At 68.6% G+C, this 18,263-nt stretch carries 17 protein-coding genes; 8 read left to right on the forward strand and 9 right to left on the reverse strand.

Going from position 1 to position 18,263, the window contains the following annotated elements; all coding sequences use genetic code 11:
• The first annotated feature begins 7 nt into the window (after nucleotides 1–7).
• From NF557_RS05110 to NF557_RS05125, 4 genes are all read left to right on the forward strand, one after another.
• Complete coding sequence (locus NF557_RS05110) at nucleotides 8–1,222, forward strand: ABC transporter substrate-binding protein (RefSeq protein ID WP_252622274.1); 1,215 nt, start codon at nucleotides 8–10, stop codon at nucleotides 1,220–1,222.
• Nucleotides 1,219–2,064, forward strand: coding sequence for an ABC transporter ATP-binding protein (locus tag NF557_RS05115; protein ID WP_252622276.1), 846 nt, complete (start codon nucleotides 1,219–1,221; stop codon nucleotides 2,062–2,064). Before NF557_RS05110 ends, NF557_RS05115 begins: the two co-directional genes overlap by 4 nt.
• A gap of 11 nt (nucleotides 2,065–2,075) precedes the next feature.
• Nucleotides 2,076–3,293 carry a phenylacetate--CoA ligase family protein gene (locus NF557_RS05120; protein WP_252622278.1) on the forward strand — a complete coding sequence of 406 codons (1,218 nt, stop codon included), beginning with the start codon at nucleotides 2,076–2,078 and terminating at the stop codon, nucleotides 3,291–3,293.
• A 145-nt stretch (nucleotides 3,294–3,438) separates the two neighbouring features.
• Nucleotides 3,439–4,032, forward strand: a complete 594-nt coding sequence (locus NF557_RS05125) for a CueP family metal-binding protein (protein WP_252622280.1) — start codon at nucleotides 3,439–3,441, stop codon at nucleotides 4,030–4,032.
• Between the two features lie 90 nt (nucleotides 4,033–4,122).
• On the opposite strand, the gene NF557_RS05130 is transcribed toward NF557_RS05125, so the two are convergent.
• Together NF557_RS05130 and NF557_RS05135 are read right to left on the reverse strand one after the other, a co-directional pair.
• Entirely contained in the window at nucleotides 4,123–4,575 is a 453-nt protein-coding gene (locus NF557_RS05130) for a hypothetical protein (protein ID WP_252622282.1), read from the reverse strand.
• Nucleotides 4,576–4,794: 219 nt separating this feature from the next.
• Complete coding sequence (locus tag NF557_RS05135) at nucleotides 4,795–5,373, reverse strand: thymidine kinase (RefSeq protein ID WP_252622285.1); 579 nt, start codon at nucleotides 5,371–5,373, stop codon at nucleotides 4,795–4,797.
• Between the two features lie 48 nt (nucleotides 5,374–5,421).
• Between NF557_RS05135 and NF557_RS05140 the strand changes: the two genes are divergently transcribed.
• A complete protein-coding gene (locus tag NF557_RS05140; RefSeq protein ID WP_252622287.1) occupies nucleotides 5,422–6,792 on the forward strand; it encodes an FAD-dependent oxidoreductase in 1,371 nt (456 codons plus the stop codon).
• A gap of 4 nt (nucleotides 6,793–6,796) precedes the next feature.
• On the opposite strand, the gene NF557_RS05145 is transcribed toward NF557_RS05140, so the two are convergent.
• The 4 genes from NF557_RS05145 to NF557_RS05160 all read right to left on the reverse strand — a co-directional run bounded on the left by NF557_RS05145 (nucleotide 6,797) and on the right by NF557_RS05160 (nucleotide 10,649).
• Nucleotides 6,797–7,327, reverse strand: coding sequence for a hypothetical protein (locus NF557_RS05145; protein WP_252622289.1), 531 nt, complete (start codon nucleotides 7,325–7,327; stop codon nucleotides 6,797–6,799).
• A gap of 355 nt (nucleotides 7,328–7,682) precedes the next feature.
• Nucleotides 7,683–8,348, reverse strand: a complete 666-nt coding sequence (locus NF557_RS05150) for a hypothetical protein (RefSeq protein ID WP_252622291.1) — start codon at nucleotides 8,346–8,348, stop codon at nucleotides 7,683–7,685.
• 253 nt (nucleotides 8,349–8,601) lie between these two features.
• Nucleotides 8,602–9,825 (reverse strand): HNH endonuclease signature motif containing protein, encoded by a 1,224-nt coding sequence (locus NF557_RS05155; RefSeq protein ID WP_252622293.1) that lies wholly within the window; start codon nucleotides 9,823–9,825, stop codon nucleotides 8,602–8,604.
• Between the two features lie 299 nt (nucleotides 9,826–10,124).
• A complete protein-coding gene (locus NF557_RS05160; RefSeq protein WP_252622295.1) occupies nucleotides 10,125–10,649 on the reverse strand; it encodes an O-acetyl-ADP-ribose deacetylase in 525 nt (174 codons plus the stop codon).
• A gap of 248 nt (nucleotides 10,650–10,897) precedes the next feature.
• On the opposite strand from NF557_RS05160, the gene NF557_RS05165 reads away from it, so the two are divergent.
• Nucleotides 10,898–11,134 carry a hypothetical protein gene (locus NF557_RS05165; protein WP_252622297.1) on the forward strand — a complete coding sequence of 79 codons (237 nt, stop codon included), beginning with the start codon at nucleotides 10,898–10,900 and terminating at the stop codon, nucleotides 11,132–11,134.
• Nucleotides 11,135–11,199: 65 nt separating this feature from the next.
• Here the strand turns inward: NF557_RS05165 and NF557_RS05170 are convergent, their stop codons facing one another.
• Nucleotides 11,200–11,814 (reverse strand): GNAT family N-acetyltransferase, encoded by a 615-nt coding sequence (locus NF557_RS05170; protein WP_252622299.1) that lies wholly within the window; start codon nucleotides 11,812–11,814, stop codon nucleotides 11,200–11,202.
• A 151-nt stretch (nucleotides 11,815–11,965) separates the two neighbouring features.
• Nucleotides 11,966–13,540, reverse strand: coding sequence for an FAD-dependent oxidoreductase (locus NF557_RS05175; RefSeq protein WP_252622301.1), 1,575 nt, complete (start codon nucleotides 13,538–13,540; stop codon nucleotides 11,966–11,968).
• Nucleotides 13,541–13,673: 133 nt separating this feature from the next.
• Between NF557_RS05175 and NF557_RS05180 the strand changes: the two genes are divergently transcribed.
• Nucleotides 13,674–14,273 (forward strand): hypothetical protein, encoded by a 600-nt coding sequence (locus NF557_RS05180; RefSeq protein WP_252622303.1) that lies wholly within the window; start codon nucleotides 13,674–13,676, stop codon nucleotides 14,271–14,273.
• 32 nt (nucleotides 14,274–14,305) lie between these two features.
• Here the strand turns inward: NF557_RS05180 and NF557_RS05185 are convergent, their stop codons facing one another.
• The gene (locus tag NF557_RS05185; protein WP_252622305.1) at nucleotides 14,306–15,322 is read right to left on the reverse strand and encodes an LLM class flavin-dependent oxidoreductase; all 1,017 of its coding nucleotides are present in this window, start codon (nucleotides 15,320–15,322) and stop codon (nucleotides 14,306–14,308) included.
• 224 nt (nucleotides 15,323–15,546) lie between these two features.
• On the opposite strand from NF557_RS05185, the gene NF557_RS05190 reads away from it, so the two are divergent.
• Entirely contained in the window at nucleotides 15,547–18,258 is a 2,712-nt protein-coding gene (locus NF557_RS05190) for an HNH endonuclease signature motif containing protein (RefSeq protein WP_252622307.1), read from the forward strand.
• The last annotated feature ends 5 nt before the right edge of the window (nucleotides 18,259–18,263 follow it).

The raw sequence follows: 18,263 nt of genomic DNA on the forward strand, positions 1-18,263 counted from the left end.
GATCAACATGTTCGGAAAGACCCGCGCAGCCGCGGTGGCCCTGGCCGCCGCCTCCGCTCTCGTGCTGTCAGCCTGCGGTGGAGACGGTGGTGACAGTGGAGACGGCGACGCCGCCGACTCCGACGAGCCGATCAAGCTCGGCATCATCGCCGACCTGACCGGCGCGACCGGCGACGTCGGCACGCCCTACAACCAGGGCATGCTCGCCTACGTCAAGTGGCGCAACGCCGAGGACGGCATCGAGGGCCGCCAGATCGAGGCGCTCTCCAACGACTACGCCTACGAGGTGCCGCAGGCCGAGTCGCTCTACAAGCAATACGTCAACGACGGCGTCGTCGCCGTGCAGGGCTGGGGCACCGGTGACACCGAGGCTCTCTCCGGTGCCGTGGGCAACGACGAGCTGCCGTTCATGTCCGGCTCCTTCGCCGAGCCCCTGACCGACCCCGAAGAGGCGCCCTACAACTTCGTGGTCGCCCCGACATACTCCGACCAGATGCGCATTGCGCTCAACTGGATCAACGAGGACTCCGGTGGCAGCGGCGAGGTCGCGGTCTTCCACCACGACAGCCCGTTCGGTGAGGCCCCGGTCGGCGACGGCGGGGACTGGGTCTCTGAGAAGGGCTACGACCTGGGCTACCAGGCCTACCCGATGCCCGGTGGTCAGGCCAACTACGTCGGCCTGCTCTCGCAGGCGCAGTCGCAGGGTGCGAAATACATCGTGATCCAGAACGTGGCCTCGCCGGCCGCGCTGGTCGCCAAGGACATCGCGGCCCAGGGCCTGGACATGAAGATCATCTGCCTCAACTGGTGCGGCAACGAGCTGTTCATCGACTCCGCCGGGGCCGAGGCCGCCGAAGGACACATCCTGATCCAGCCGTTCGCCCCGATGAGTGCGGAGAAGGAGGGTCACGACGTCATCAACGACTACATCGAGGCCGAGGGCATCGACCCGGCGACCGTCGGCGCCTCGTGGGTGCAGGGTTGGTATGTCATGCACGTCATGGCCGAGGGCATGGCTGCCACGATCGCCGACGGCAACGAGATGACCGGCCCCAACCTGCGCGAGGCGCTGGAGACCATGGGTGGGGTTGACACCGGCGGCGTCGTCGGTGACGGCACCGTCGAGTTCTCCGCGGACAGCCACCGCGGCTCCACCTCGACGGGCATCTATCAGGCCCAGGACGGCATGATGGTCGAGCTCGAGGCTGGCGCCACGCCGTGACCAGCCACACCGACACCACCACTCCGGGGGCGGGCGCGCCCGCCCCCGGGGCGGGGTCCATGCTGGCCCTGAACAACGTCGAGGTCATCTATGACGATGTGATCCTGGTGCTGCGCGGCCTCTCCCTGGAGGTGCCGGAGGGCAAGATCGTGGCCCTGCTCGGCTCGAACGGCGCCGGCAAGTCCACCACGCTCAAGGCGGTCTCCGGGCTGCTGCCGAGTGAGCACGGTGAGGTGACCGACGGCAGCGTCACGTTCCAGGGTCAGGACATCACCAAGATGGACGCCCCAGACCGCGTGCAGCTCGGGATGAGCCTGTGCATGGAGGGGCGCCACGTCTTCGAGCACCTCACCATCGCCGAGAACCTCACCGCGGGCGCCTACACGCAGAAGGACTCGGCCGAGCAGCTCGATCTGGTCTACACCTACTTCCCCAAGCTGGCCGACATGCGCAGCCGGGTCGCGGGCTATCTCTCCGGCGGTGAGCAGCAGATGCTGGCCATCGGTCGGGCGCTGATGGCCCGGCCCAAGCTGCTGATGCTCGACGAGCCCTCGCTCGGTCTGGCGCCGCTGCTGGTCCAGGAGATCTTCGGCTACATCAAGCGGCTCAACGAGGAGCACGGGCTCACCGTGCTGGTCATCGAGCAGAACGCCCGGCGCGCCCTGGAGGTGGCCGACCACGGCTACATCATGGAGCAGGGGCGGATCGTCCTGGAGGGACCTGCGGCCGAGCTGCGGGAGAACCCGGACGTCAAGGAGTTCTATCTCGGCCTCGGCGAAGAGGGTGGCCGCAAGAGCTATCGCGACGTCAAGCACTACAAGCGGCGCAAGCGCTGGTTGTAAGAGGAGAGGCCATGTCAATCGACGCTGCGCTGCAGAGCTATCTGCAGGACCGGAGACTGGATCAGGCCGTTGCGGACCTGATAGGTCAGGCCGCGACCGTCCCGGGACTGGCCCGACGCTGCGAGCAGGCGGGGATCGACCCGGCCGCGGTCACCTCGGTCGCTGCCCTGTCCGAGCTGCCCGTGCTGGCCAAGGACGCGGTCATCGCGCTGCAGCGTGCGGACCCGCCGTTTGGCGGGCTGTTGGCGCAGGACGCGGACGTGGTGCGCGTCTTCCAGTCGCCGGGCCCGCTCTATGAGCCGCAGCTGGACGGTGCCGACAGCTGGCGCTGGGGGCAGGTCTTCGCCGATCTCGGTGTGGGAGAAGGGGACACGGTCCTCAACTGCTTCGGCTATCACCTGTCACCGGCCGGCGCGATGATGGAGGAGGGCGCGCGGGCCGCCGGTGCCCGGGTGCTGCCTGGTGGCATCGGCAACCAGGACCTCCAGGTGGGCGCGATCGCCGACCTGGGCATCACGGCATACGCCGGCCTGCCCAGCTATCTCAAGGCCCTGGTCGAGCGGTATGACGAGGCCGGGCTCCCGCGCGAGAGGTGGCGGTTGGACCGGGCGATGGTGACTGCCGAGCCGCTGCCCGACTCGCTGCGTGCACTGCTGGTCGAGCGGGTGCCGACGGTGCGGATGGCCTATGGCACGGGGGAGACCGGGCTGTTGGCCTATGAGAACGGTGACGGCGCCGGCCTGGTGCTCGCTGATGGTGTGCTCGTGCAGGTCTGTGACATCGCGACCGGGGCACCGATCACCGACGAGACCGAGGGCGAGGTCGTGGTGACGGTGCTGCGGCCGCACTATCCGCTGGTGCGCTTTGGCACCGGCGACCTCTCCGGCTGGATGCTCGGGCCGGACGGGTCGCTGCGGCTGCGCGGGGTGCTCGGCCGGACCGGGTCGGCGGTGAAGGTCAAGGGGATGTTCCTGCACCCGACCCAGGTCGCGGCCGTGCTGGGTGGCATCGGGGGTGTGGCCGGCTATCGGTTCGTGATCGGACGCGAGGACCACAAGGACACACTGCGCTGCGAGGTTGTGGCCGACCCGGGCGCCGATGCTGATGCGCTGGTGGCTGAGATCGGTTCGCGGGTGCGCGAGGGCCTGCGCTTCCGGGCCGAGGTCGTGGTCGTCCAGGCGCTCACGGAGGGTGACGGGCCGATCGTGGACACGCGCGACTGGTCGTGAGTGTCGGTCCGCTCATCCCGGGGCGAGGCGACGCAGATCACACCTATTTCTTACTACTACGTGTAGTTAATTAGCCTGCGCGGTGAGACGATGGTGCCCAGCGGCAACTGGTGCCGCGTCACCGCCTGAGCAGGAGCCACGAATCATGCGTCTGTCCGCCGTCCTCGCCGCCTCCACCCTCGCACTCGTCGCCGTGGCCGGGTGCAGCACCGAACCCGACGAGACGGCGGCGCGGGACACCGCCGCTGAGGTCGCAGGCGCTGAGTCGGCGCTGCTTGCTGAGCACGGGTTGCAGGGGATGACCGCCACGCAGATCGTGGACACACTGGACGCCTCGACCGACCCGCGACCGTTGGCTCTGGGGGCCTCGGTGAAGCCAGGTCAGGTGATGCTGACCGATGGTGCCGAGGAGATTCTCCTGGATCTGCCGGAGGACAAGTTCTATGTCTCGATCGCCCCGTTCGTGGACTCCACCCATGAGTGCTACTTCCACAGCCTGGGCACGTGCCAGGGCGAACTGACCCAGGAGCCCGTCCAGGTGAAAATCACCGACGCGGGCGGAGACATCCTGGTCGATGAGGAGGTGACGACCGGCACCAACGGGTTCGCAGGGTTCTGGCTGCCGCGTGACATCGCCGGGACCATCGAGATCGAGCACGAGGGTCGCACCGGCTCGGTCGACTTCACCACGGACGACGAGAGCCCTACCTGCATCACCACGCTGCAGCTCTCCGCCTGAGGGTCGGACGCGTCGTGGGGCTCGACCCTCGGGGCGCCGCTCTCACGAGTGGCGAGGGTGCGGTCAGGCGGTGCGCCTGCCCGCGCGCTGTCAGGCAGCGTCCCTGGCGGGACGGTCCCAGGCGAGAGCCGCGAGGGCCAGGGCCGCGACGAACAGCCCGAAGTCACGCAGCGCTACGTCATAGAAGTCGCCCATCGTGACCAGGTTGAGGATGATGCCGGCGAGCCAGGCGGCGACCAGCAGCGCGCCATACCTCGGGGCGATCGCAACGACGATGCCCGCGACGATCTCGACGAGCCCGACCATCAGCATCGCCTGGTGGGTGGTGCCCGGCACGATGTTGTCGATCCAGGGCGCGAGGTAAGCGTCCCAGTCGGTCAGCAGGCCCAGGAACTTGTCCAGCCCGAAGGCAATCGGGGCGATGACGAAGACCGTGCGGAGCAGGAGGAAGGCGCGGTCGGCGCCGGCGGTGGGGAGCTGGCGCGTGGCGCCGGACGCAGTCGTCGAGGAGGCGGTGGACTTTGGTGCGTGCGAGGTGGTCATGGTCTTTGCCTTTCTATAGAGCAGATCTCTTGACGTTAGACCTTGGGGCCTCTAACGTCAAGAGATCTGCACTTTAGAAATGCGTGCGTGTCGTCTGCCGGCAGCCTCGGCTGCGATGGGGGTGGTGACGGGGACGCCGTGGCGATGGCGTCAACGAGGGGGACGTGGTGGTGGCGGGCCGAAGCCGGCGACGACGACGCCGTGGCGGTGGGCGCGTGACTAGGCGCCGGGTGCGAAGTGGCGGCGACAGCGGGCCTGATAGGTCTCGAGCCCGCCGACGTGCTCCGGCCCGGGGATCGTCGCCTCAGTGACCGCGTCCGGACTGATCCGCTGGTGGAACGCCGCATCTAGACCACAGACCGCGCACACGGCGGTCAGCTTGGTGACGTCCTCCGCCAGGGCCATGAGCGAGGCGAGCGGTTCGAACGGGCGGCCGTCGAAGGTCACGCACAGTCCGGCGACGACGACCGTCGTGCCCGCGCGCACGAGGTCATCGACGGCGAAGATGAGGTCGGAGCCGAAGAACTGCGCCTCATCGATCGCGAGAAGATCGAGCGGCCGACCGTTCACGAGCTGCAGGATCGAGCCGACGTCCGAGGCCGGGTGCGCGGGGATGCTCAGCCCGGCGTGCGAGGACACCTCGATGGTGCCGTGCCGGGAGTCCCACGCGTGGTTGACGACCTCCACGGACCGCCCGGCGATGTGCGCTCGGCGGACCCGGCGCTGCAGCTCCTCGGACTTGCCGGCAAACATCGGACCGCAGATCACCTGCAGCCGTCCCTGGGGCTCACTGCGCATGAGCTCAACCTAGTCCGACAGGGCACTGGTGGGCGTAGCGTCGAGCGTATGACGGAGTCACTGCACACGGAGATCCTGGTCATCGGTTGGGGCAAGGCCGGCAAGACACTGGCGGGGGTCATGGGGCGGGCCGGCAGGAGCGTCACCCTGGTGGAGCAGTCCACTGACATGGTGGGCGGCACCTGCATCAACATCGGTTGTGTGCCGACCAAGGCATTGGTGCACCAGGCCGATGTGCGGCGCGAGGATGACGACCCGGCGGCATACTTCCGGGGTGCGGTGCAGAGCCGGGACATCCTGATCGACAAGCTCAACGCGGCCAACCGGGAGATGCTCGAGTCCGTTGACCAGGTGCGGCTGGTCGTGGGTGGGCGCGCCGAGTTCACCGGCCCCAAGCAGGTGCGAGTCACTGGTGGGTCGGACGAGCTCGACATCACTGCAGACGCCGTGGTGCTCAACACCGGGGCGGTGCCACGCACTATCGATGTGCCTGGGGCGGATGGTCCGCGAGTCCACGACTCGACCAGCATCCAGCACGTCGACCCCTTCCCTGCGCGACTGGCGATCGTCGGGGCAGGGCCGGTGGCGCTGGAGTTTGCCAGCATGTTTGCGCAGTTCGGGAGCGACGTCACGCTCCTGGAGCACGGCGCGCGAATCCTGCGGATCGAGGACGAGGATGTCGCCGAATCGGTGCGTCAGGCGCTGGGGGACCAGGGGGTGCGGATTCTCACCCAGGCGCAGACGACCGCCATCGAGGATGCCGCGGACGGCGTGAGGTTGCGCACTGGCGTCGGTGACGTCACGGCCGATGCGGTGCTCGTCGCGGTGGGTCGCCTGCCGGCCACCGAGGGACTCGGACTTGGCACGGCGGGAGTTGAGGTCGGGCAGCGCGGCGAGGTGGTTGTCGATGACCTGCTCCGCACCAGCGCTGAGGGCGTGTGGGCGGTCGGTGACGTCAACGGGGGACCGCAGCAGACCTATGTGTCGCTGGACGACCACCGCATCGTCACCTCCCAGCTCAACGGCAGCGGCAGACGCTCGCGAGCGGACCGGATCGCGGTGCCGACGACCATCTTCCTGACCCCGCCGCTCGGCCGGGTCGGGCTGTCCGAGCACGAGGCCCGCGAGGCTGGCAAGGCTTTCCACGTCCATGTCAAGGCCGTCGGCGAGATCGCCGCGATGCCCCGGCCCAGGACGCTGGGGGAGACCCACGGGCTGATCAAGTTCGTCGTCGACGCGGACACCGACGAGATCCTTGGCGCCGCTCTCCACACCGTCGATGCTCAGGAGCTGGTCAACCTCGTGGCACTCGCGATGCGCACCGGGACGACCGCCGCACAGTTGCGTGACGGGATCTGGACACATCCGTCGACCACGGAGGCGCTCAACGAGGTGCTGGTGACGCCAGGGGTTAGCTGAGACCTCAGTCAAGCGCGGCGATGGGCAGCGAGCGCCGGCCGATGTCGCGGAGCGTGTCTGTGAGGGCGTTTTCACCCTTGACGGTGATCAGACACTCCGGTTGCTGGGTGCCCCGAGCCTCGAGTGCCAGGCCGGTGGGCAGCCCCGACGATTCCCATCCGAGATAGCTGGCCGCGACGCTGGGACATGACTGTGCCTCGGCCGCCATGCCGACAACCTCACCATGGTGCGGCACGTCGCAAGCCACCGGATCGAGGTCGCCGTCGAGGCAGTGGCGCAGTTGGTTGGCGCTGGAACTGCGTGACTCGGAGAACGAACCTTCGAGGCTGCCGGTGATCGGCTCGCCCCCCTCGAAGGCGACCAGGCAGGCTGAGCTGCCTGCGAGCTCCAGGCTGCTCACATCGGGGCGGATCACATCCAGCTCCGACGTGCCGAGGAAGTCGCGAAGGGCCTCGAGCTGGCAATCCGTGCTCAGGCTGAACACCTGGCTGGTGTGGGGCTGCAGGCAGTCGACGGCACGGGTGTCGGCGTCCAAACAATCCCCGACGGCCTGTGCAGTGCCATCCGCGGTTGACTCCAGTGTCGTGCTGGGGGCGATGACGGCGGCAGGTGTAGTGGCTGGCGAGGTGGGCGTGGGCTCATGCGTGGGCATTGCCTGCGTGTCGGTCACACTGGCCGCGGGCGTCCCCGTGGGCAGGGACGCCCCGGGTCCTTCAGTCTGGGACTGCAGCACCGCATAGCCCAGCGTCGCTACTGCGGCCAGCGCCGCCACTGCGCCGGCGATGGTCCCGCCCCTCGTCCAGGGGCCCTCACGAGAGGACCGTTCCTGGGCCCATCTGGGGTCGAGCTCTGCCTTGACTGGCTCCCGGATGTCGTTGTCGTCCAGTGGCTCAGTCAACCTGAATCCTGGAAAGGACTACTCGAGCAGCGCACCGGGCGTTGTCGATCTTGAGTTTCACGGCATTGCCATCAGCCACGTCGATCCCCGCGAACTCTTGGATCATGTTAAATCCGAACTCACGGGTCTCTCTGACCTCGCCGTCAACCATGATGTCGACCTTGGTGAGGCACTCAGAACTTGCGGAATCGTTGGCTTGGCCGGCGTCGAAACGAAGGCTGGTGAACTGGTTCTGCAACCGCAACTCGAGCTCGGTGTCGTAGCTGAGATTGATGGACACACCGCGTTCGTTCGCGCGATTGGCGACATTCCACCGTCCCTCCTCCCAAGACGAAGCATGGTTGAAGAAGTCGTCAAGCCCCAAGGGCTGGTCGTCAGATGGGAGTTCGATGGCAGTGGTGTCATCCGCTGACTCGGTCTCCTCAGACTGGGCCTCGGCCTCCGTATGGCTGGGTGGCTCAGCCTCTTCGTTCGTCGTCTCGACCGTCACTGTGACCGCGTCTGGCGCGACGGTGACGGTCTCTGCTGGTGCCGTCACTGTCTGAGTTGTGGTGACCGTCGATGCGGCAGCAGCAAGATCTCCCTCTGCCCCCGATCCAGCACATCCGGACAAGACGAGACTGACGCCAGCCAGCGCTATGACAGATCGATATTGCACGGATGCCTCCCGAGAGAATGGCCTGCGGTTCAACGACGACGTGGTGCTTTGGCAATTGGTACGGGCATAGTGGCAGGCGATCTGACATTCCACAAGGACCGCGTCAGCGCTGCGCCTCGATCAGATCAATCATCGATACGTTTCAGTCTGAGCGCTCCCTCACCCTGCGTTGCGCTGCGGATTCGACTGCAAATGGCAGGCACGGCGACATGCCTGTGGGCCCGGCCACCGGCCGGGCTGTTGGGCAGGGGCCTCACACGTGCCAGGTCACGACGGAGCCGTTGACGGTGGCCATCAGGTCTTGGTCGTGGACCAACGTGTGATGCCTCGGACACAACAAGACCAGCAGTTCGAGATCGGTGCTCCCGCCGCGACACCACCAGATCAGGTGATGACTGTCGCACCACGTCCCGGGCACCGAACACCCCGGGTAGGTGCACTGCCCGTCACGGACCATCAGCGCCTTGAACTGCCCCGGTGTCGCTAACCGCACCGTGCGCCCCAGCGCGAGGGGTTGACCGTGCTCGCCCAGGACAATCGGGGTCACATCCCCCACACACGCCAACCGTCCCGCCTGGGCCGCGTCCATCACCGCACCGGTGCTGCTGACCGCCGCCCCCTCAGGCCGCCCGGTCGCCGGGTCCGCCTTGACCGTCACGATCACCGACGCCCGCGCCGACGAGGGTGGGGCACCAGGGTTGGACGTGCCACGGTTGAACGTCAACCAGAACGCGTCATACTTCCGCTGCCCCGGCATCCGCGGATCCGGTGTCCCGTCCTCAGCTGGTGTTGGCGCGGCCAACGGACCGCACAGCACCCCGTCGATGAGCCCCGCATCCCCTTCCGGGGCATCGACGGTGAACCGGGTCATCCCCCGACCCAGCGGCCGCGAGGTCACCCGCCGCAGTTCCTGGGCGGTGGCCTTGGCCTCATCGCGCGGCTTCTCATCCAACAGGTCGATCAACAACTTCTGGCACACCACATCCAGGTCCTGGTCACTGATGCCCGGGTTGGTCGCCGCGCCGGTGGCGATCTTCGCGTAGTCCTGCTGCTGATCCACATCCAACGAGGACGCCAACCTGCGCATCGTCCTAGCGACTTTCGCCACCCGGTGCACCGCCCCGGTCCCCGTGCGGACCGCCTCAGCCAACGGCCCGCCCCAATGGTGACCGGCCGCGCGGACCACGTCCTGGACCTGACACGCCTCCTGCTTCGAGAGCATCGGGCACCGCACCCGCAACCAGTCCACCAACGACAACCCGACCGCGGTGTGCAACCCCCGCGACGCGGCCTCGAACGCCAACGAGAACCGTACCCCGGCCAGCTGGGCTTCCAACCGGCCCACCGCCTCAAGGCCCTCGCTCATCGAGGCGTCAAAGACCCGCACCAGCTCATCCGCGTCGACCCCCGCCCGGTCCAGACCCCGCCCCGCAGCAACCAACCCTCCCGCCAGCTCCTCAGCCGCCCACCCTGACACCTGCTCCTCGGCCGGGCCTCATCTATCGCGCGCCACTGAGCCGCGTCCCTCGCGGCCTCCCAGTCATCGCTGGCCTGCTCCCGCTCCCACTGCGCGAACATCAACTCGACCATCTCAGGCGTCAGGGAACCCGAGCCGGAGAACGCTTCCCCGACTCCCACCCCAGTCCCCGTGATCGCCATACCAAACACTCAACCACAAGGCACCGACAGTGCACTGACCTGCGGAAACGCGCCCGATCAGCTGGCGGGGGCTTCTCAAGCGCCCAGTGCACCGGCGACCCGAGGAGCGCCGCTCGATCAGGTGGCGAGGGCCGTGTCAAAGGCCTGATGCACCGCAGAGCCAAAGAGCACGAACCGCACCAGATCGACCTCGTCCGGGTGTGACGCAACCCAGGAACGCACGGTGGAGACCGCGGTCTGGGCTACCTCGTCGGCATCCCATCCATAGACACCTGCAGAGATGGCAGGAAAGGCCACGGACCGGGCACCAATCCGCGCCGCCTCGTCCAGGCTGCCCGAGAAGCAGCTCGCCAGCAGCGCTGGGTCGGTCTGGCCGCGGTGGCGGTTCGGTCCGACCGTGTGGATCACCCAGCGCGCGGGCAGCTCACCCGCGCCGGTGGCGACCGCCTCACCGACCGGCAGCCCGTCGTGCCACCGGCTCGCGCGCACCTGGCGGCACTCCTCCAGGAGCGCCGCACCGGCCGCCGCGTGGATCGCTCCGTCCACCCCGCCGCCGCCCAGCAGTTGCGAGTTCGCGGCGTTGACGATCGCGTCGACGTCCTGGGTGGTGATGTCGGCCTCGACAGCCTCGAGCACAGTCATCTCACCATCATGTCAAGGGTGGCCGAGCCCGGCTGTCGCAGCCGCTGTGGACACCCTGTTGGTTTCCGGGGATGCCGCTCATCTCCGGTCATGACAGCGCCGACGGCAGCGTGAGATGACCCAGTTGTCCGGCACGGTCGAGATGACCCAGTTGCACGTCGACCTCCTCATCGACCTCGCCGCACGCCGAGGGATCGAGGAAGCCGAGCGAGCGGCCGAGATGGCCGGGCTATGACTGCGAGGGGGTCGTGCGCCTGTCCCAGCCTTTTGCGGACGGGACACCCGAGCTTGCGGAGGAGACCACTGCCACACTCATGGCCCTGGGGCTGGGACGGGCCGAGCCCGGCGCCAACCTGTTCTTCGGCAGCGAGCTGGACGGCGTCGGCGCGGCCGCCGAGATCATCCCGACGATCGCGGTGCACTTCACCTCGACGTGGGACCGGGTGCTGGTCGTCCCTGGGAGCGGTGGCATCCTGGCACGGTGAGGACGCCTGGCTCACCCTGGAGATCGCCCGCCGGCTCGCGGTCAAGAGTGACCGCGCTCTGATGGTCATCTGGGCACCTCGGACCTCATGGGGTCGCGCGGGGCGTCCCAGTCGCTGCGCAGCAGGCCCATGATGATCGCGTCGACTCGCTGACCGTCAAACTGGAGCGCCTCCCTCCGTCGGCCCTCCACGACGAACCCGACCTTTTCATAGACGCGCTGGGCCCGCGGGTTGAAGGCGTAGACCTCCAGGTCGATGCGGTGCAGTGGCAGGTGGGTGAAGGCGTAGTCCATCAGCAGTCGCGCCGCCTCGGTGCCCAGGCCGCGGTCGCGTCCGGCCGGGCCGATGAGGGTGCGGAAGTTGCAGGTGGCGCTGCCCTCGTCCCACTGGTTGAGCACGACCTCGCCCACAACCTGGCCGCTGGTGTGGTCCACCACCATCAGGTCGAGGCGGTCGGGCTGGTCGTTGCGCGTGGAATACCACTCCCGCAACCTGGCCTCCTCCTCATCATCGGCCGAGGCCTCGGCGGTGCTGTGGACGCTGCCGGTCAGCCGTCGCACCTCCGGGTCACGGAGTATGCCGGCAAGCACGGGCACGTCCTCCGTCTCCACCGGGCGCAGGGTCACCAACTGGCCCCGCAGGGTTGGTTTGTCAGCAAAGGTGCGGTTCGCGGCGCTCACCGTCCCAGCGTGGGTGCTCGTCCGAGGTCTCGCCAGTGGTGTGTCAGTCATGGGCACCAGGGCGCAGGCTCACTCACACCAGGTCGCGGGGGATCGTGTAGTCCCAGTTCTGCGACCACACCCTCGGATTGCCCCGCTCCAAGGCCAGTCATCACTCCTCGTGTGGCGCCAGGGGCTTGGTCGCTGGGCCCTGCAGCACGGTGCCGTCGACGGCAAACCGTGAGCCGTGGCAGGGGCAGTCCCAAGTCTTCTCCGCGTCGTTGAAGCGCACGACGCAGCCCAGGTGCGTGCAGTGACCGCACACCTCGTGCAGCGTGCCGTCGTCGTCGCGATAGCTCGCAACCGCCCGCGCTCCCACCCGGCTGACCCGTCCCTCGCCCGGTGCCAGCTCGGAGGTCTCGTGGCCGGTGAGGGCAGCGCGGACCACGCCGCCGACGAGGTGGGTGCCCACCTTGACCTGGTCGGTCAGCACCCCGGGCGCCATCTCCAGACTCACCCGGTGCGGGTTGAACAGCGCCGCGCGCTCCGGGTCTGCCTGACCGAGGATCAGGTCGTGCAGGAGGTGACCGGCTGCTGTCCCGTTGGTCATGCCCCACAGGTTGAAACCGGTGGCAACCCAGAGGTTCTTGCTGGTGGGCAGGTAGGGCCCGACATACGGCACCTTGTCCGGCGTGGTCAGGTCGTGCGCCGACCAGCGGTGCTCCACCTGCTGCAGGCCGACGTTCTCGACGCCCCATGCCGCGAGCTCGGCATAGAGACGGTCCTCGTCGGAGCGCGCGCCCGGCCGGTGCTGGCCGCCGCCCACGAGGAGGCGATCGGTCGCGCCCGGAGGGGTGCGCAGCGAGTGGCCGTCGTCGACGCTGATGAACATGCCGTCCGGGGCGGTCCCTGTGATCGCACCGCTGACCACCAGGTCGCGCACCTGGTCGAGCCGCGTGAAGAACAGCGCCCGGTCCAGGATCGGGTAGTGCGTGGCGATCACCACGTGGCCGGCCGAGATCGTGCGGACCGTCTCGCCGCCGTCGGTGGTCGTCTCGATGGTGGGTATGCCGTCACGCGAGTGGACGTTGACGACCCGCACCCCCTCGATCACCGAGCCACCGCTCGCCTCGATCTGCGAGGCCAGGTGCAGCAGCCAGCGTTGGGGGTGGAACTGCGCCTGGTCACGCAGACGCACGGCGGCGTCGACCTCGAACGGCAGATCCACCTCGGTGACCAGCTCGGCCGGCAGCCCGGCTGCCCGCATCGCCTCGGCCTCGCGGGCCAGCTTCTCGCGCCGGTCGGGACGGGTCGTGTAGACGTAGGAGTCCTTGCGCTCGAAGCCCCAGTCAGGGACGGTCGACCCGGCAGCACCCGATCCAGCCTCACCCGATCCGGCCCCGTCGGCGATCCAACGGAGGGCTCGGACCTGGGCGTCGGCATACAGCATGGCCCGGTCGGGACCGAGACCTGCATAGCGCAGCCCGTGCTGAGCGCTGACCTTGGCCGTCGTGTTGCCGGTGACTCCGGCGCCGACGTGACGCGCCTCCAGGACGGTGACGCGCTGGCCGGAGCGGGCGAGCAGGCACGCGGTCGTCAGCCCCGCGATGCCAGCGCCGACGACCACGACATCACTGTCGGGTGGCGCTGACCCGGTGCGGTCAGGGGTCTCAGTGTCGCTGTGCCACAACGACGTGGGCGTGGGCAGATCGAGCAAGGCGCACCTCCGGCGGTCGCTCTCCATCATGGAGCGGACGGTGGAGGGTTGCCAGCCGACGGCGAGGGGCCGGCTGGCATGCCTGTGTAGGCACCGCCGGACACTGCTGGCCAACCGCGTTTTTCAAGCGTATTGTGAAAAAAGAAGACAAGGAGGTCGCGCCATGAGGTCAAGGAGCATTATCGCGGTCCAGGAGTGGCCGCACGAGAGTCGCAGGGCAGCCGAACTGGTGGTCCAGGAGTACGGCGAGCCCGACGAGGTCAGCGTCACCGAGCTGACCTGGCACCACGTGGGGCCGTGGAAGCGGGTGGTGGCCACCGAGTGGTTCGAGAACCACGCGTTCCCCGTGCCGCACGTCGACTGCATCGAGTGCGTTATCGACTATGCCGTGCCGGTGGAGAAGATGACCGAGCTGGCACAGTTCGATGGCAGTATCCGGGTCGACCGCACGGCCGGGGAGCTGTCGGTGCGGTGTCGCAGCATCGCCAGCGACACCCTGAAGCTCAACCTCGTCCACGACATCGTGACCGGTCAGCGCACGTGGCAGGCGGCGCGGGACTACCACGTCACGGAGGTCCTGGACGCCACCCGGGGTGAGCCCACGCCCTATCGGGACCAGCTCCTGGTGCCGCCACAGGTGGACACCAAGGACCCGGGCGAGCAGATCCTCAGCGAGGCCGAGCTGCGCACGATCGCCGACAGCGACGAGTCACTGTTTGCCCCGCGGGCCCTGGCCCGTCAGTCCGCACCCCGGCATCCCTGAGGGGCACCGGCGCGCGGCCGCGGCGAGGGTGGTCAGACTCTCGGCGTGACGCCCCACGCGTCGGCGAGCAGCTCGAAGGAGCGCTGGCGCATCGCCGGGTCGTGCGTGTAGGTCGTGACGATCAGCTCATCCAGCTCATAGGCCGCGGCGAACTCCTTGAGCTGCGGGACGACCTGCGACGGGTCACCGACCGCCTTGACCGAGTGGAACTCCTGGATCATCGACAGCAGCCCCTCGGGGACCACCGTGGACAGGTCGTCGACGGGGGGAGCCAGGGGAGCTGAGCCGCCGGTGCGGATGGCGGCGACCATCTGCTGCGCCGTCGTGAACAGATAGTGCGCCTCGGCCTCGGACGGGGCAACCAGCACGTTGATGCCCGCCATGACGGTCGGCCGCTCGACCTGGGCGGTCTCCGCGTCGGCGTTGAAGCGCTCGCGATAGACGGCCAGGGCCTCGCGCATCTGCTGGGGCGCGAAGTGGCTGGCGAAGCTGAAGGGCAGGCCGAGCGCTGCCGCGACCTGCGCGCCGCCCGTGGAGGATCCGAGCATCCAGATCGGCACGTTGGTGCCCTCGCCCGGCAGTGCGCGCACCCGCGTGGTCGCGCCGTCACCGAGATAGCTGACCAGGTCGAGCACGTTGCCGGCGAAGTCGTTGAGACCGCTGGCGCTGCGAGCGAGCGCAGCCGCAGTCAGCGGGTCGGTGCCGGGAGCACGGCCCAGCCCGAGGTCGAACCGGTCACCGTGCAGGGTGGCCAGGGTGCCGTAGTACTCCGCCACCATCAACGGCGAGTGGTTGGGCAGCATCACGCCGCCGGAGCCGAGCCGGATCCCCTGCGTGTGGTTGGCAAAGTGCCCGAGTATGACGGAGGTCGCCGAGGACATGAAGGCCTCGGTCCCGTGGTGCTCGGCCACCCACAGCCGGTGGTAGCCCAGCTCGTCCAGCCGGGTCGCCAGCACGGTCGAGGCCTGCATCGCCTCTGCGGGCGTCTGCCCCTGGGAGCGCGGGACCAGTTCGAGGACGGACAGGGGCACACGGGTGTTCGGGGGCATATCAGGGTCAACCGGCCAGTCCCGAACTTGTTCCCGACGCGCCTTCAGGAACTGGTCTGACCGGCGCAGCGGCCTCTCTGAAGCATGGGGCTGGTCGTCCACAGGCGGCGGCGTGTCGCCATCTCAGCATCAAACACATGTGCTAATCTTGTGGTGTTGGGGACGCTCCTAAGTCGTTCTCGACACAGGCACAACGTTCGTGATCTGTTGGGGAGGTGGGGTCAGTGGCTCGATTCGCGCAGGTGTTGGAAGCGTGCGGTGGAGGCGAGTCGCTGCTGGAGGCACGCGTGCAGACGGTGCTGGCTGAGGCACCTAAGCCGACGTGGTCCTGGGAGGTGATCCCGCTGCGCGACCGCGAGGTCGTGATCGAGTTCGTCCCCGCGACCGCGGCTGAGACTGCGGTCGCGCGGGCCCTGGCTGCCCTGGGGGTCGCCCCGGCCGAGTGTGATCTGTTGACCGATCTGGCCGGGGCCTGCGCCGCGGTGAACCTTCGTGGGGCGCCACCACCTGCCTCCACTGGCGAGGGCAGTCCTGCCGGGACAGCAACTCCTGGAACGACCACCGCCGCGCCCACCGCCGAAGCAAACGCTGCTGTGGGCTCAGGTGACGTCGTGGAGGAGGCGCCGGAGGTTAAGGGACGGGCCTCAGTGTTGGTGGACGCGATCGGGGTGTTGTCGCGCGGGGCGGGTCGTCTTGATCGGGTGATGGTGTCCGGGACGCGGGAGTTGACCGCAGCGCAGGGCAAGTTGTTGCTGGCCGACAAGGGCGTCGCCACGCTGGATGAACTGTCCGCGTCCCAGACGGACGCGTGGCGAGTCAAGGCGAAGTCGCGGGCCCGCACCGAGTTGGAGTTCGTGATGGGTTGGGGCGTCCGGGAGGTTCGCGACCTCGTCAACCTGGCGACCCAGACCGCCAGCGTGCGGTCCACGGTGGGCTCGGCACTGGCCTCGGGGGAGGTGTCGTGGCGGTTGGTGCGTGGCTTCCTGATCGGCGCCGGGCACCTACCCCCGCACCTGGGCGCGGGGGTGGCGAACGCGTTGTTCGGGTCCGAGGAGGCCGTGGCGGCCACCGAACGGTTGACCAGTGACCGGCAGTTCACTGGTCGGCCGTGGGCGCACAAGGAGTTCTACCGGGCCCTGGACCGAGAGGTGGCCAAGGCTGAGGCGCACCTGGAGGAGGACGAGCGGCGCAAGAAGTCCCGGTCCAGGAACCTGTCCGAGGCTGACACGTGGGGGCGGATGGACGAGGACGGCACTGCGGTCTTCGGGATGCGGTGCACCGCGACCCAACTGGCCGCGATCAGCGACCGCCTGGACGGCGCGGCCCGCCGGGCCCGCGCCAACGGGGACGCCCGCGCCGAGGGACAGATCCGTGCCGCCGTCGCGGCGGTGCTGCTGCTCAACGGCACCGTCCCCACCGACGACTGGCCCGAAGGCGGCGACCAGATCACCCCGGAACAGACCGAGCAGCTCGCCGCGATCCTGGCGGGTCTGCCCGCCGCGGTGCTCAACGTGATCGTCCCTCTCAACTTCCTCCACCCCGACACCAGCGACGACGGCGCCGGTGGACAGGACGCCGGTGGACAGGACGCCGATGGACGGTGCGCTGGTGGACAGGACGCGGGTGGCCAGGGTCCCGCGGACACGGTCGACGACACACAGCACACTGACGACGAGGCGGAGCAGGCATGCAGCGAGGCAGGCAGTCTTGCGCAGCCCGACGCCCCCGTCCACGACCACCAAGCTGCCTCACCGGATGCGTCAGCGACCGCCGGCCGTGGGCAGGACTCTGCCTCGCCGCAGGCGGCCGCTGATGGTGGGCAGGACTCTGCCTCTCCGGCCGGCCAAAACCCTGACCGTCCGGAGGACCCCCGTCGTGGGGAGGGCTCTGCCGAGCGGCCGGATCAGCACGGTCCGGGCTGCTCTTGTGGCGACAGCCCGGACACCGGCCATGAGCAGGACTCTGCGCAGCCCGGCTCTGACCCCGATCGTGAAGGGAAGTCTGCCCAGCTGGCGCAGGAGAGGTTCGGGTCCGGCGTGTTCGGCATCGGCGAGGTCGCCGGTCGCCAGTCGGTGTTCCTGTCCCCGCAGGAGGTGGCCCGGTTGGCGTTGACGCCGGGGTCGGTGATGCATCGGTTGGTGACCGACCCGCTCTCGGGGCGGTGCCTGGAGCGGTCGACCAAGTCATACCCGTTCACGGCTGCGATGAAGGCCCAGATCGCGTTTGCTGACCGGATGTGTCGGGCTCCGGGATGCACCGTGCCCGCCGCGGCCAGCCAGTTCGACCACGTCACCGAGCACGGCACCGCCGGTGGGCATACCTGCGAGGCCAACGGTGCGCTGGCCCACCCCAGTCACCACGACCAGAAGACCAAGAAGTACCTCGACGTGGTCATCAACCACCGGCGGGAGATGACCTGGGAGACGCTGCTGGGGAAGATCTACCGCACCAAGGCCCACGACTACACGCAGTACTCCACGATGCTGTCCGAGGCGGTCGACCAGGTCAACAATGCCGCCGAGGACGACCGCGGCGAGGCCATCGACCTAGCCATTTACCAGGCCCTGTCCTACCGGCCCGGCCGCACCCGACTCACCGCCGGTGAGGACGAGCCCTTCGGCGAGGACCAGTTCCTGGCCTGGGACCAGATCCGGCTGACCCGCCGAGACGCTCGCACCGGACGCATCCTCAACGGCCCCACCCCTGACACCGTCACCGCCGAACGCGACCGGCACACCCGCGCCACGCCGCGCGCAGAGGACGAGGACCAGGTCAAGCGGCTCAAAGACGGCGACATCGACCGCGTCAGCGACAGCGACAGCAACAGGCAGACCGCCTCAGGCGACCAGGCCACAGCAGAAGGCCGGACCGCCGAGCCCAAGACCCCTGGGCACGTGCCCTGGTCCACCCCCGACGACACCCCACCACCCTTCTAGGAGCA

This window comes from Ornithinimicrobium cryptoxanthini (genome assembly GCF_023923205.1).
In the GTDB taxonomy this organism is placed as follows: Bacteria; Actinomycetota; Actinomycetes; order Actinomycetales; family Dermatophilaceae; genus Ornithinicoccus; species Ornithinicoccus cryptoxanthini.

Excerpts from the sequence above, each read along its gene's own strand:
- NF557_RS05180 (WP_252622303.1), top strand. The coding sequence starts at position 13,674 with ATGAGGTCAAGGAGCATTATCGCGGTCCAGGAGTGGCCGCACGAGAGT.
- NF557_RS05175 (WP_252622301.1), bottom strand. The coding sequence starts at position 13,540 with ATGATGGAGAGCGACCGCCGGAGGTGCGCCTTGCTCGATCTGCCCACG.
- NF557_RS05140 (WP_252622287.1), top strand. The coding sequence starts at position 5,422 with ATGACGGAGTCACTGCACACGGAGATCCTGGTCATCGGTTGGGGCAAG.
- NF557_RS05120 (WP_252622278.1), top strand. The coding sequence starts at position 2,076 with ATGTCAATCGACGCTGCGCTGCAGAGCTATCTGCAGGACCGGAGACTG.
- NF557_RS05110 (WP_252622274.1), top strand. The coding sequence starts at position 8 with ATGTTCGGAAAGACCCGCGCAGCCGCGGTGGCCCTGGCCGCCGCCTCC.
- NF557_RS05185 (WP_252622305.1), bottom strand. The coding sequence starts at position 15,322 with ATGCCCCCGAACACCCGTGTGCCCCTGTCCGTCCTCGAACTGGTCCCG.
- NF557_RS05135 (WP_252622285.1), bottom strand. The coding sequence starts at position 5,373 with ATGCGCAGTGAGCCCCAGGGACGGCTGCAGGTGATCTGCGGTCCGATG.
- NF557_RS05160 (WP_252622295.1), bottom strand. The coding sequence starts at position 10,649 with ATGACTGTGCTCGAGGCTGTCGAGGCCGACATCACCACCCAGGACGTC.
- NF557_RS05130 (WP_252622282.1), bottom strand. The coding sequence starts at position 4,575 with ATGACCACCTCGCACGCACCAAAGTCCACCGCCTCCTCGACGACTGCG.
- NF557_RS05125 (WP_252622280.1), top strand. The coding sequence starts at position 3,439 with ATGCGTCTGTCCGCCGTCCTCGCCGCCTCCACCCTCGCACTCGTCGCC.